Source organism: Sphingomonas sp. CFBP 13706 (genome assembly GCF_014842355.1).
GTDB classification, from domain to species: Bacteria; Pseudomonadota; Alphaproteobacteria; order Sphingomonadales; family Sphingomonadaceae; genus Sphingomonas; species Sphingomonas aerolata.
In genome coordinates, this window is the sequence record NZ_JACYVM010000002.1 from 512,393 (window position 1) to 524,303 (window position 11,911).

11 protein-coding genes are annotated in these 11,911 nt (G+C 67.5%); 1 reads left to right on the forward strand and 10 read right to left on the reverse strand.

All coding sequences use genetic code 11. From position 1 onward, the window contains the following. Window positions 1-41: 41 nt before the first annotated feature. The 9 genes from lptG to IFS44_RS05835 all read right to left on the reverse strand — a co-directional run bounded on the left by lptG (window position 42) and on the right by IFS44_RS05835 (window position 10,098). Complete coding sequence (gene lptG, locus IFS44_RS05795; protein ID WP_056674932.1) at window positions 42-1,139, reverse strand: LPS export ABC transporter permease LptG; 1,098 nt, start codon at window positions 1,137-1,139, stop codon at window positions 42-44. Continuing rightward, on the reverse strand, window positions 1,136-2,329 hold the full coding sequence (lptF, locus tag IFS44_RS05800) for an LPS export ABC transporter permease LptF (RefSeq protein ID WP_031394134.1): 1,194 nt from the start codon (window positions 2,327-2,329) through the stop codon (window positions 1,136-1,138). The genes lptG and lptF overlap by 4 nt, the downstream gene beginning before the upstream one ends. A gap of 115 nt (window positions 2,330-2,444) precedes the next feature. Next, window positions 2,445-4,334 carry an ATP-binding protein gene (locus tag IFS44_RS05805; protein ID WP_192097911.1) on the reverse strand — a complete coding sequence of 630 codons (1,890 nt, stop codon included), beginning with the start codon at window positions 4,332-4,334 and terminating at the stop codon, window positions 2,445-2,447. A 124-nt stretch (window positions 4,335-4,458) separates the two neighbouring features. Then, window positions 4,459-5,721, reverse strand: a complete 1,263-nt coding sequence (gene spt, locus IFS44_RS05810; protein WP_192097780.1) for a serine palmitoyltransferase — start codon at window positions 5,719-5,721, stop codon at window positions 4,459-4,461. Window positions 5,722-5,859: 138 nt separating this feature from the next. Further along, window positions 5,860-6,105 carry an acyl carrier protein gene (locus tag IFS44_RS05815; RefSeq protein WP_037527622.1) on the reverse strand — a complete coding sequence of 82 codons (246 nt, stop codon included), beginning with the start codon at window positions 6,103-6,105 and terminating at the stop codon, window positions 5,860-5,862. 58 nt (window positions 6,106-6,163) lie between these two features. Further along, entirely contained in the window at window positions 6,164-7,063 is a 900-nt protein-coding gene (locus tag IFS44_RS05820) for an NAD-dependent epimerase/dehydratase family protein (RefSeq protein ID WP_031441342.1), read from the reverse strand. A 34-nt stretch (window positions 7,064-7,097) separates the two neighbouring features. Next, on the reverse strand, window positions 7,098-8,198 hold the full coding sequence (gene proB / locus IFS44_RS05825) for a glutamate 5-kinase (RefSeq protein WP_031441341.1): 1,101 nt from the start codon (window positions 8,196-8,198) through the stop codon (window positions 7,098-7,100). Window positions 8,199-8,385: 187 nt separating this feature from the next. Then, the gene (gene obgE / locus IFS44_RS05830) at window positions 8,386-9,432 is read right to left on the reverse strand and encodes a GTPase ObgE (protein ID WP_031441340.1); all 1,047 of its coding nucleotides are present in this window, start codon (window positions 9,430-9,432) and stop codon (window positions 8,386-8,388) included. A 66-nt stretch (window positions 9,433-9,498) separates the two neighbouring features. Continuing rightward, window positions 9,499-10,098, reverse strand: coding sequence for a TetR/AcrR family transcriptional regulator (locus IFS44_RS05835; protein ID WP_031441339.1), 600 nt, complete (start codon window positions 10,096-10,098; stop codon window positions 9,499-9,501). 33 nt (window positions 10,099-10,131) lie between these two features. Between IFS44_RS05835 and IFS44_RS05840 the strand changes: the two genes are divergently transcribed. After that, window positions 10,132-11,031 carry a metal-dependent hydrolase gene (locus IFS44_RS05840; RefSeq protein WP_042467462.1) on the forward strand — a complete coding sequence of 300 codons (900 nt, stop codon included), beginning with the start codon at window positions 10,132-10,134 and terminating at the stop codon, window positions 11,029-11,031. Window positions 11,032-11,233: 202 nt separating this feature from the next. Here the strand turns inward: IFS44_RS05840 and IFS44_RS05845 are convergent, their stop codons facing one another. Further along, a complete protein-coding gene (locus IFS44_RS05845; RefSeq protein ID WP_031441337.1) occupies window positions 11,234-11,785 on the reverse strand; it encodes a GNAT family N-acetyltransferase in 552 nt (183 codons plus the stop codon). Between the last annotated feature and the right edge of the window lie 126 nt (window positions 11,786-11,911).

Here is an 11,911-nt window from a genome sequence, read left to right on the forward strand (position 1 = left end):
AGCCGCTGCGGATATCGACGATCACGCAGTTCGTACAGCGGCTATTCCTCGGTCCGGAACAGGACAGCCTCGCCGATCAGGAAGAACAGGAGGAAGGGCGCCCAGGCGGCGAGGAACGGCGGATAGGCGCCAAGATTGCCCATCGCGAGCGCGAAATTGTCCGCGACGAAATAGGCGAAGCCCAGCCCCATGCCGATCACCGCGCGGATGAACAGCTTGCCCGAGCGAGCGATGCCGAACGCCGCGACCGCGCCCAGCAGCGGCATCAGCACCGACGACAGCGGTCCCGACAGCTTGTGCCAGAGCGATCCCTCGAGTGCCTTGGTCGGGCGCCCCGCGTCGGCCAGATCGCCGATCGCCGCCTTCAGCGCGCCGAAGGACAGGCTGTCGGCGTCGACGCTCGCGAGCGTGAACTGGTCGGGCCGGACATCGCGCCCGACGACCACCGAGCCGAGCGTGGTCAGCGTGCCGCTGGCGACGTCGAACCGCGTCGCGGGGCCGATCTCCCAGCCCCCGGCGACGCGCTTGCCATTGGGGGCGCGAATGATCGAGACGAGGCTTCCGCCAGCGCGATCATAGAGCGTTACCCCGCCGAGCCGCGTGCCAGCGCCCTTGCCGCGCGTCTGGTTCACCTGGATCAGGTCGTCGCCGTCGCGCACCCAGACATTGGCGCGGTCGCCACGGTCGATCGGCATCGCGCCGTAATTGACCTTCTGCCACTGCGACAGGGTGGCGGTGGCGCGCGACACGACGCGGTCGTTGAAGCTGAAGCTGACGATCGCGACGACCAGGCTGGCGATCAGCAGCGGGGCGAGCACCTGATGCGCGGACAGCCCCGACGCCTTGAGCGCGATGATCTCGCTGTTCTGGTTCATCGTGATCAGCGTCAGGATGGTGCCGAGCAGGACCGAGAAGGGCAGCGCGAAGGCGATGATCTGCGGTGCGCGAAGGCTGACATATTGCCAGACCTGGGCGTCGCCATTGCCCGCCTGCGCCAGGATGTTGCCCGATTCGCTCAGCAGATCGAGCGCCTGGAGCACGAGGACCAGCGCCGCGAGGATGCTGAACGTCCGCGTCATGAACAGCCGGCCCATATAGACCGCGACCGTGCGCGACGGAAAGATCGTGATCCTGCTCATGCCGTCTTCTCTTTGCGGCGCCCGGGCAGCCGGCTGGTGATCGCCTTGCCGATCCGGCCGACGCCGCGCTCCAGCGCACCGATCGGCTCGCCGCCGGGCACATAGGCGATGGTGTAGTACATCCACAGGATCAGCCCTGCGAACACCGTGAACGGCACCCAGAGCGCGATCAGCGGGTCGATCCGGCCAAGCTCGCCGACGTCCGCCGCATATTGGTTCACCTTGTGATAGGTGACGATCATCACGATCGACAGGAAGACGCCGAGACCGGACGTCGACCGTTTCGCCGGCACGCCGAGCGCCACCGCCAGCATCGGCAGCAGGAACATCATCGCCACCTCCGCCAGACGGAAGTGGAATTCGGACCGGCTTGCATCGCGCAGCTCGGGCGTCGCCGCCTCATGCCCCGCACGCGCAAGTTCGGGCAGCGTGAATTCCAGGTTGCGCCCGCCGCGGACGCGGAAGCTCTCGAACTTGGGCAGGTTGATCGGCAGGTCATGGCTGCTGAAGGTCAGCACGCGCGGCGTCTTGAATTCGGGCCGTTCGTGGATCAGCGTCCCGTTGGCGAGACGGAAGATGATGACGTTGGGATCGTCGGTCGCGAGGAAGCGTCCCTTCTCCGCGGTGACGCCGATCCAGTCGTTCTTCGGCGTCTGCGCATGGACGAAGATGCCCGACAGCTCGCGCCCCTTGTCGCGGCTCTGCTCGATCCGCAGCGTCATCCGGTCGCCCAGATGCGTGAATTCACCGACCTTGATCGACGCGCCGAGCGCGCCGGTGCGCAGCTCGAAGCGGAGCCCCTCGTAATAATAGCGGGCGATCGGCTGGAGATAGCCGACGATCAGCAGGTTCGCGATCGCCAGCACGATGGCGAACATATAGGGCACCCGCAGCAGCCGGGTATAGCTCATCCCGACGCTGCGCAGGACGTCGAGTTCCGACGTCGTCGCGAGCTTGCGGAACGCAAGCAGGATGCCGAGCAACAGCCCGATCGGAATCCCGAGCCCGAGATATTCGGGCAGCAGATTGGCGAGCATCCGCCAGACGACGCTGATCGGTCCGCCCTCGGTCGCGACGAAATCGAACAGCCGGCGCATCCGGTCGAGCACGAGCAGCATCGCCGCGATGATCAGCGTCGAAAAGAGCGGGACCGCGATCAGCCGGGCCATGTAGCGATCGATGGATTTCATGAAGCGGGGGCTCTGCGAGCGCCTCGAACGCGAGGCGTGGGGCGGGTCTATATCAGCTTTTCGCGCGGGATATAGGGCGGCGGCTATAGTTCGGACGGGGCGGGCCTGTCACGGTCTATTCGGCCGCCATCTGGCGGGGCGGGGTGGGGCGGTCGGTGCCCATCGCCGCCGCGACCGCGCGTTCCAGGCCGCTCAGCGTGAAGGGTTTGCGCAACACCTCATGGTCGCCGAATTCGCTCGTCGCGGCTTCACCCGCAAAGCCGGTGACGAACAGGATCGCGATGTCGGGGAACAGGGGCCGCAATGCCGCGATCATCTCGGGCCCCGTCTGCCGCGGCATCAGCACGTCGGAAATGATCAGGTCGATCGCGCCGTGACGCGCGAGCATCGTCGCCGCATGGGTCGGGTCGTCACAGGCGACTGGATGATGGCCCAGCTCCTCGAGCGCACCGATCGTCGCGGCGAGCACGCGCGGATCATCCTCAACCACCAGCACGTTCAGCGCCGTCGGCGCGACGGGCTGCACCGGCTCCGGCAGGTCCGCAAACGGCAGGACGGGCTCCGGCTCGATCGCGGGATCGCTGGTGTCGCGGGGCAGATACAGCGTCACCGTCGTTCCCTCACCGACCACGCTGGCGATCGCGATCTCGCCGCCCAGCTGCCGGACGAGGCCGAAGATCTGGCTGAGGCCAAGCCCGGTGCCCTTGCCGGTTTCCTTGGTGGTGAAGAAGGGCTCGAACACGCGCTCGGCGACGTCCGGCGACATGCCGCTGCCATCGTCGGCAACCGTGATGGTGGCAAAGTCGCCGGCCGGGCAGTCGCCGATCGCGCCCGCGGCCAGCACCGCGGCGCCGGTGGTCACGATCATCGTGCCGCGGCCGTTCATCGCGTCGCGCGCGTTGACCGCCAGGTTGAGCACCGCATTTTCGAGCTGGACGCGATCCGCGCGGACGCGCCAGCCCTCGGAGGCGTCGACCACGTGCAGCGTGATCGCATCGCCGAGCGTCCGATCAAGCAGGTCGGACATGCCCTCGACCAGCCCCGCAACCCCCATCGTCTCGGGCTTTAGCGAATCCTCGCGGCTGAAGGCGAGCAGCCGGCGGGTCAGCGCGGCGGCACGGGTGGCGCCGTCGGTCGCGCTCTCGATGTGCCGCCGCGCGGTCGCCGGATCGCGCGCGATGTTGCGCAGCGCCAGTTCCAGCCCGCCCAGAATGACGGCCAGCATATTGTTGAAATCATGCGCGATACCCCCAGTCAGCCGGCCGACCGCGTCCATCTTCTGGACCTGGCGCAGCTTCGCGTCCTGCACGCGCAGCTCGGCGGTGGCCTGTTCGACGGCAGCGGACAGTTCCTCGGCACGGCTGCGTTCCATGTCCGCGTCCGCCTGCGCCACTGCCCGGTCGCTGACCGCACGGATCGTGAACCAGCCAAGCCCGATCGCGCCGAGCACGATCAGCATCCCGAACACCGCCAGCACGCCCGCGATCGAGCTCGAACGTTCGACCGATGCCATCGCCCGCGACGTCCGGTTGTCAAGCAGCGCCCGCTCGCGCGCGATGAGCCGGTCGAGCGTCCGGTTGATCGCGATGAGCGTCGGGGCGTTGCGGCCCTGGTAATAGCGCGCGAATGCCTGCGAATTCTTGCCGTAATTGGTGCTGAGCGCGGTCATCGACAGCTCGCGGCCGCGGTCCTCATAGGCCTGGCGTAGTTCGGCGATGTGCCCGCGCTGTTCACCATTGTCGTAGGTCAGTCGCTCGAGCCGGTTGAGCTGCGTCCCGGCCAGGACCCATTCCTCGAAATAGAGCCGGCCCAGTTGCCGGTCGCCGCTGATCACATAGCGGCCGAGCGACGCTTCGGACCGGGCGATCGTGCTCGACAGCGTGCGCGCGAGGATCATCACGTCATAGCTGTGCGCCTGCAGCCGCAACGCGCTGTCGCGCTGGCGGTTCGCGCTGCTCAGCGTTGCGATGAGCCCGACCAGCACGGCGGCGCCCAGCAGCGCCATCACGATGAGCGTGATGGTCCGCCAGGTCGCTCCGCCCCCAAGGGCTGCCGCGTCGGCCTCGTCCTGCGTCACCCCGCGACGATAGCGTGCGTATTGCTCCCGACGCAATGACAGCGGCCGGCTGCTAGCCGATCACGCCGACGGCGCGACCCGCGTCGCGGAACATGGAGAGGATCGTCTCGACCTGCGCGTCGGTATGTTCGGCGCACAGCGAACAGCGCAGCAGGAACGTGCCCGCAGGCGTCGCCGGCGGGCGTGCCATGTTCACGTACAGCCCGCCCTCGAGCAGCGACTGCCAGATTGCGATTGCCTGTTCCTGGTCGGTCAGGATGATCGCGATGATCGCCGAATCCGACGTCTCGGTGCCGAGCTTGAAGCCCATCGCCTTGAGGCCCGCATGCATCGCCCGCGCGTTCTTCCAGAGCTGCGCGCGCTTGTCATGCGCGGTCATGAGCTTGCGGATCGACGTCGCGGCGGTGGCGACGACCGAGGGGGGAAGCGACGCCGTGAAGATGTACGGACGGCAGGCGAAGCGGACCATCTCGAACTTCGGGTGGTTCGACACAACGAACCCGCCGACGGTGCCGACCGATTTCGAGAAGGTGCCGACGACGAAATCGACCTGATCGGTCAGCCCCATCTCCTCGTACACGCCGCGGCCATTGGGGCCGAAAAAGCCCATCGAATGCGCCTCGTCGACCAGCACCATGCAACCATGCTTCTTGGCGACCGCGACCATCTCCTTCAGCGGGGCGATGTCGCCGAGCATCGAATAGACGCCTTCGAGCACCACCAGCTTGCCGGCCTCCTTCGGCAGGCGGCCGAGCCGCTTGTCGAGATCGGCGACGTCGTTGTGGCGGAAGCGGACGATCTCGGCATTGCCCTGCTTGCAGCCGTCATAGATCGACGCATGGCTGTCCGCGTCGAGGATGACGTACTCACCCTTGCCCGCGAGCGTCGAGATGATCCCGAGATTGGCCATGTAGCCGGTCGAGAACACGATCGCGCCGCTCATGTCGTAAAAGTCGCGCAGCGCCTGCTCGACGTCGATATGGTCGTGGAACGTGCCGTTGAGCATCCGGCTGCCATTGGTGCCCGAGCCGAACCGGTCGAGCGCGTCCTTGCCCGCCTGGATGACGTCGGGGTCGAACGTCATGCCCATATAGTTGTAGGTGCCGAGCAGGATCGTGTCCTTGCCGCGGATCACCGCCTGGGTCGGCGACTTGACCTCGTCCATCACGATCGTGAACGGATTGCGCACGCCGGACTTCACCAGCGCCTCGCGTTCGGCGATCAGCCCGTCGAACTTGCTCATCAGATCGCGTTCGGGCGCAATCTCGGGGGGATCGACGGGGAGGGCGTGGGCGGTGGTGGCGGCTTCGGTCATCGTCATTCGGCCTTAAAAACTTCCGTTCGTCCTGAGTAGCGGCTGAGCGAAGCCGAAGACGCGTATCGAAGGGCAGGTGGTTCGATACGGGCCTTCGCCGCGCTCAGTCCCTACTCACCACGAACGGGATATTTTTGGTTAGTCCTGCTTCAACTTCGCGACGGCATCGACCAGCTGGCCGACGGTTTCGATCTCGGCCTGCATGTTCATCGTGATGATGATGTCGAATTCATCCTCGATCGCGGCAACGAAATCCATGACGGTCAGGCTGTCCCATTCGAGATCGCCCTGGAAGGTCGTCGCATCGCTCAGCGCGACGCCCTTCTTGTTGAACGGCTCGATCTGCGCGGTGACGGTGTCGTAGATCTGCTGACGGTCGCTCATGCTCTTCCTTCCGGGTGTCGACGCAATCCTGACAGCGAATTGCGGCGGCTTTTCGGCGCTATAGCAGTCCCGCCGCGCGATACCACGCCGCGGTTTGCGCCAGTGCCTTCGGCGTCGGGACCGAGGGCGTCCAGAGCGCAGCCGGCGGCGGCGTGTGCGAGACCCAGTCGGGATGGCAGAAATAGCGGACCCGGTCGCGCGTCAGCTTGGCCTTGCCGCGCCGGACGAGACGGTCGGCGGCGGACGCCAGCGACAGGATCACGCGCGGCATCGACAGCGGCCTCACCGATTTGCCGACCGCGACGCCGATCGCGCGCGCGAAGTCGCGATTGTCCCAGCCCTTGGGCGTACCGTCGTCGGGTTCCATGATCGCCGGCGCGACCGGGATCTCGGCCAGCGCGAGCAGCAGTGCGGTCAGATCCTCGACATAGAGCAGCGAGACGCGCGTGCCGGCAGGGGGCATCGGCACATACCCCGACCGCGCCGCCTTGAACACGTCGAGCAGGTCGTGATCGCGCGGGCCGAAGATCGCGGGCGGGCGGACGATCGTCCAGTCGAGCCCCGAGGCTGCGACGCACGTCTCCGCCTCGGCCTTCGACCAGCCATAGTTGGAAAGCGCCGGCGCGCGCGCCGCCAGCGACGAGACCTGGACGAAGCGGCGGATCCCCGCCGACCGCGTCGCGTCGACAATCGCCTGGGTGCCAGCAATATTGCCCTCGGCAAAGCCCGCGCGATCGGCGGCATTGACCACGCCGGCGACGTGGATCACCACGTCCGCGCCCTCGACCAGCGTCGCCAGGCTCTTCGGGCGATCGAGCGCGCCTTCGATCCAGGTCACGCCGATGCGCTTGGCCTGCGGCTTGCGCGCGAGCGCGCGGATCGTGTGTCCCGTCTCCAGTGCATGGTCGATCAGGTGGCTGCCGACGAACCCGGTGCCGCCGGTGATGGCCAGGATCATGACGGCTCGCTCCAGATCGACATTTGCGCGGCAGTCATACGAGCGCCAGATGATTGCGATGGACGAGCGCCGAGCGCGGCGCATAGCCGAGGATCGCGGCGTGATCGTCGCTATGACGGCCGAGCAGACGCGCGGTGTCCGCCGCGTCATATTCTGCGAGACCGCGCGCGACCGTGCCGGCCGGCCCCTCGATCGTCACCAGATCGCCGCGCACAAAGCCCCCGTCGAGCCCCGTCGCACCCGCGGCCAGCAGGCTGCGTCCCTGGCCGAGCGCGGCGGCGGCGCCGGCGTCGACATGGATCGTGCCCTTCGCGGTCAGCCCGCCCGCCAGCCAGGCTTTCCGCGCAGACGCGGTGCGTTCGGCGCTGAAGATCGTATGGCGGGCAGGGGTGGCGAGCGGATGGTCGATCCGGCCCGAGGCGATCACGAGCGGAATGCCCGCCGCCGTGGCGATTCGCGCGGCGGCGATCTTCGATGCCATGCCGCCCGATCCCATTCCGGACCCCGACCCGTCGTCCGCCATCGCGGCGACCGTGTCGATCCGCGGGACATCGGCGATGTGGGTGGCCGAAGGGTCGACATGCGGATTGGCGGTATAGAGTCCGTCGACGTCGGAGAGCAGGATCACACCCTGCGCGCCCGCGGCCTGCGCGACCCGCGCCGCGAGCCGGTCATTGTCGCCGAAGCGGATTTCTGCGGTCGCGACGCTGTCATTCTCGTTGATGACCGGTACGACCCCGAGCGACAGGAGCCGATTGAGCGTCGCGGCGGCGTTGAGATAGCGGCGGCGGTCCTCGAGATCGTCGAGCGTGACGAGCATCTGCGCCGCGGTCAGGCCTTGCGCGGCGAGCAGCTCGGCCCAGACCTGGCTCAGCGCGATCTGCCCGGTGGCGGCGGCGGCCTGCGCGTCCTCGAGACTCGCGCGGCCGCCCTTGGCGAGGCCAAGCCGCCGCGCGCCGAGCGCGATTGCCCCGGACGACACGATCGCGACCTGCTGCCCGGCACCGGTGCGCGCGGCGATGTCGGCGACGAGCCCGGCGAGCCAGTCGCGCCGGACGCTGCCGTCGGGATCGACGAGCAGTGCCGAACCGATCTTCACGATCAGGCGGGGACAGGAGGACGGCGGAAACATCATTGGTCGACCCCGTAGGTCCTCCCCGTAGGTCGTCATAGCCTGCAACACCCTATCGTCATTCCCGCGGAGGCGGGAACCCATATTGGCTGGCCTCACCACCGAATCGCATACCCCTGAGGCTATGGATCCCCGCCTGCGCGGGGATGACGATGGCGTACATGATCGGGCTACGGAGCGGTTTTGAACGCTACAGCGGCGACCATGCGACCGGCTCTTCGCCCTCCGCCAGCTCCTTCGGCGCACCCGGCGCGGGCCCGATCTCGCCGATCAGCTTGTCGAGCACGGCCTCCACGCCGGCACCACTCGCGCCGGACATCGCCATCACCTCGGCACCGCTGGCCTCGGCCAGTTCGGCCGACAGCGCCGCGATCAGCTCGGCGTCGAGCATGTCGGTCTTGTTCAGCGCGACGATCACCTTCTTGTCGGTCAGGCCCTCGCCGTAATTGGCCAGCTCGTCGCGGACGATCCGGTAGGATTCGCCGACATCCGCGTCGTTCGCATCGACCAGATGCAGCAGCACGCGGCAGCGTTCGATATGTCCGAGGAACCGGTCGCCGATGCCTGCGCCCTCGGCCGCACCCTGGATCAGCCCGGGAATGTCCGCGACGACGAATTCGCGCTGCTTGTGGCGAACCACGCCCAGCTGCGGCCGGGTGGTGGTGAAGGCATATTCGCCGACCTTGGCCTGCGCGTTGGTGACCTGGTTGATGAAGGTCGACTTGCCCGCATTCGGCAGGCCGACGAGACCCGCATCGGCAAGCAGCTTCAGTCGCAGCCAGACCCAGGCCTCGCCATAGGGCCAGCCGGTGCCGTGCTGGCGCGGAGCGCGGTTGGTCGACGTCTTGTAGCTGGCGTTGCCACGGCCGCCATCGCCGCCGCGGAACAGCACTTCGCGCTGGCCGACCTGCGTGAAGTCGATCAGCACCTCCTCCTTGTCCTCCGACAGCACCTGCGTGCCGAGCGGGACGCGGATGACGAGGTCCTCGCCGCCCGCGCCGGTGCGGTTCGAGCCCGAGCCGCCCGAGCCGCGCGGGGCACGGAAATGCTGTGTGTAGCGAAAGTCGATCAACGTGTTCAGGCCGGCGATGCATTCGAACACGATGTCGCCGCCCTTGCCGCCATTGCCGCCATCGGGGCCGCCATATTCGATGAATTTCTCGCGGCGGAAGCTGACGGCACCGGGGCCGCCCTCACCCGAACGTACGTAGATCTTGGCTTGGTCTAGAAAATGCATCGCCGCCCCATAGCGAAATTGGCGAAAATCGCCAGCCTCTGCGACTCGGACCCTGGTCGGCGTTGCTCAGGCCGACGGGCAGGCGGCGGCGTCCTTGCTCGCGAGCAGCGCGTCGAGCGCGAGTTCGCGCGCCCTGGTCGCGGGCAGGCCGAGCGCGCGGGCCATCGGCGCGCCCATCAACGCGTCGCCCAGCGCCATCAGGACCAGCGTCAGCGTCTGGTCCTGGATTGGCTGGTCGCCGGGCATGTCGCCCTCGGCAAGTTCGTCGACCAGATCGTGGATCGCGGTGAGAATCGGGTCGAGCGCGTCGGTGTTGCCCGACAGGATCATCCAGCTCGCCAGCGCGCCCGCGCCGCCCTTGCCGAATGCGTCGAACGTCATCTCGACCACTTCGCGCGGATCCAGCTCGCCCGCGCGGACACGCAGCACCGCGGCGCCGATCGTGCCGACGATGTCCGCCGCCATCCGCGTGATCAGTGCGGTCTGCAGCGCCTCGGCCGAGCCAAAATGGTGGAGCAGATTGGCGTGCGTCCGCCCGATCCGGCCCGCAACCGCCTTCAACGTGACCGCGCCGGGACCGCTTTCGACCAGGAGCGCGCGCGCGGCCTCGACGGCGGCATCACGCGATTCGGTCGGGGAGAGGCGCTTGCGGGGTGTTGACGTCACGGAATGAAAAACCTACTTACAACTGTGTCAGTAATGACGATCTGTCTCTGTTTGGAGGTTTCCGTGGCGAAAGCAACCACACCCGTCGATCTGACGATCACGCCGCGCGATCGTCGTTTTGGCCGGGGCGCGCCGATTCGCCGGTGGTGGCTGAACGACGATCCGATCGCGACGGCCTTTTACAACGCCTTGTCGGTCACCTTCCCCAAGGGCGAGGGCTATTTCGTCGACAGCGTTCGCCGGTTTCGCGACGGTACGCCGCCCAAGCTGACCGCCGAGATCAACGCGTTCATCAAGCAGGAGGTAATCCACACCCGCGAGCATGTCGCGTTCAACCGGCACGTCACCGACCAGGGGTATGACGTCGCGCCGCTGATCGCTGATGTCGACGCCGCGCTCGCGCTGACCAAGGGGCGCCCGCCGATCGCGAGCCTCGCCGCGACGACCGCGCTCGAGCATTTCACCGCGATGCTCGCGCATGAACTGATCGCGAACCCCCGGCACCTCGCCGGCGGCGACCAGCAGGCCGCGGCGCTGTGGCAATGGCACGCCGCCGAGGAGATCGAGCATAAGGGCGTCGCCTATGACACCTGGCTGCATGCGACCCGCGACTGGCCGCGGTTTACCCGCTGGCGGGTCAAGTCGCTGGTGATGCTGATCACCACGTGGCGCTTCTTCACGGGGCGGGCGCGCGGCATGACCGAATTGCTGCGGCAGGACGGGCTCACGGGCCCGCGGATCTGGGCGCGGATGGCATGGTATGCGTTCGGCAATCCGGGGATGGCGCGCAAGATCGCGGGCGTCTGGGCGGCCTATTTCCTGCCCGGCTTCCATCCCTGGAAACACGACGACCGCGCGCTCATCGCGCTGGCCGAAAGCGATTATGAGGCGGCGGTGCTGCCGGTCGAGAAGCGGGCGGTGGCCACAGCCTGAGTTACGGTTGCGGCCTTTCCTCTCCCGGATTCTCCCGCAAAGTATGTGGGGCGAATACGTCGCCAGGCATTCCACCCCGGCGGAGGCCGGGGCCCAGTTGGAAAGGTCGTAGTAACAACGCGATGACCGCAGTCAGCGACGTCCCCCAACTGGGCCCCGACCTTCGCCGGGGTGGTGCAATTTCAAGGCCGGGATGCGCGAATCACGCCGCCATCGGCATCGGCGCACATCGGTCCTCATCGAGCACCAGCTCGAACAGCACGGCCTGGGCCTCGCCGCCACGCCCGCGCGACGTTCGCGGCTCGACCCGCCCGGTCGGCCGGAAGCCAAGCTTGGCCAGCACGCGGCCGGACGCGGGATTGTCGACGAAATGGAACGCCTCGAGCCGCCGGAGCCCGAGCGCATGACGTGCGATCGCGATCACCGCCTCGCCAGCCTCGGTCGCATAGCCGCGTCCCCAGGCATCGGGCGTCACCCAATAGCCGAGTTCGTGGCCGTACCCGTCCGGCGATGCATGGATATCGATGCCGCCAACCAGGCGCGGCGCACCGGGGTCGAGCGCGTCGATCAGGAAGCGCGGCTGATGCTCGCCGCGCGGCTGCGCCAGAAAGGCCGCCGCGTCGCCGAGTGAATAGGGCCAGGGTGCCCGCGTCAGCTTGGCGATCACGGCTTCGTGCCCGATCGCCTGCGTCAGCGCAGGCGCATCCTCGGGCCAGCCAGGCCGCAAGGTCAGTCTCTTCGTGCGCGCGAACATTGCTCTTTTCCTCTCGCGTCGTCGGCTGCGCGCATGCCACGTCAGGATGACGGGACGGCGACAGCCAAGGGGAGGGAGCAATAAAAAAGGGAGCCGGGGTGACCCGTCTCCCTTGTTCAGGTTCGC

Coding starts and splice junctions, on each gene's coding strand:
- proB (WP_031441341.1), bottom strand. CDS start 8,198: ATGATGTTTCCGCCGTCCTCCTGTCCCCGCCTGATCGTGAAGATCGGT.
- IFS44_RS05815 (WP_037527622.1), bottom strand. CDS start 6,105: ATGAGCGACCGTCAGCAGATCTACGACACCGTCACCGCGCAGATCGAG.
- IFS44_RS05820 (WP_031441342.1), bottom strand. CDS start 7,063: ATGATCCTGGCCATCACCGGCGGCACCGGGTTCGTCGGCAGCCACCTG.
- IFS44_RS05805 (WP_192097911.1), bottom strand. CDS start 4,334: ATGGCGCTGCTGGGCGCCGCCGTGCTGGTCGGGCTCATCGCAACGCTG.
- lptG (WP_056674932.1), bottom strand. CDS start 1,139: ATGAGCAGGATCACGATCTTTCCGTCGCGCACGGTCGCGGTCTATATG.
- obgE (WP_031441340.1), bottom strand. CDS start 9,432: ATGCATTTTCTAGACCAAGCCAAGATCTACGTACGTTCGGGTGAGGGC.
- IFS44_RS05840 (WP_042467462.1), top strand. CDS start 10,132: ATGACGATCTGTCTCTGTTTGGAGGTTTCCGTGGCGAAAGCAACCACA.
- spt (WP_192097780.1), bottom strand. CDS start 5,721: ATGACCGAAGCCGCCACCACCGCCCACGCCCTCCCCGTCGATCCCCCC.
- IFS44_RS05845 (WP_031441337.1), bottom strand. CDS start 11,785: ATGTTCGCGCGCACGAAGAGACTGACCTTGCGGCCTGGCTGGCCCGAG.
- lptF (WP_031394134.1), bottom strand. CDS start 2,329: ATGAAATCCATCGATCGCTACATGGCCCGGCTGATCGCGGTCCCGCTC.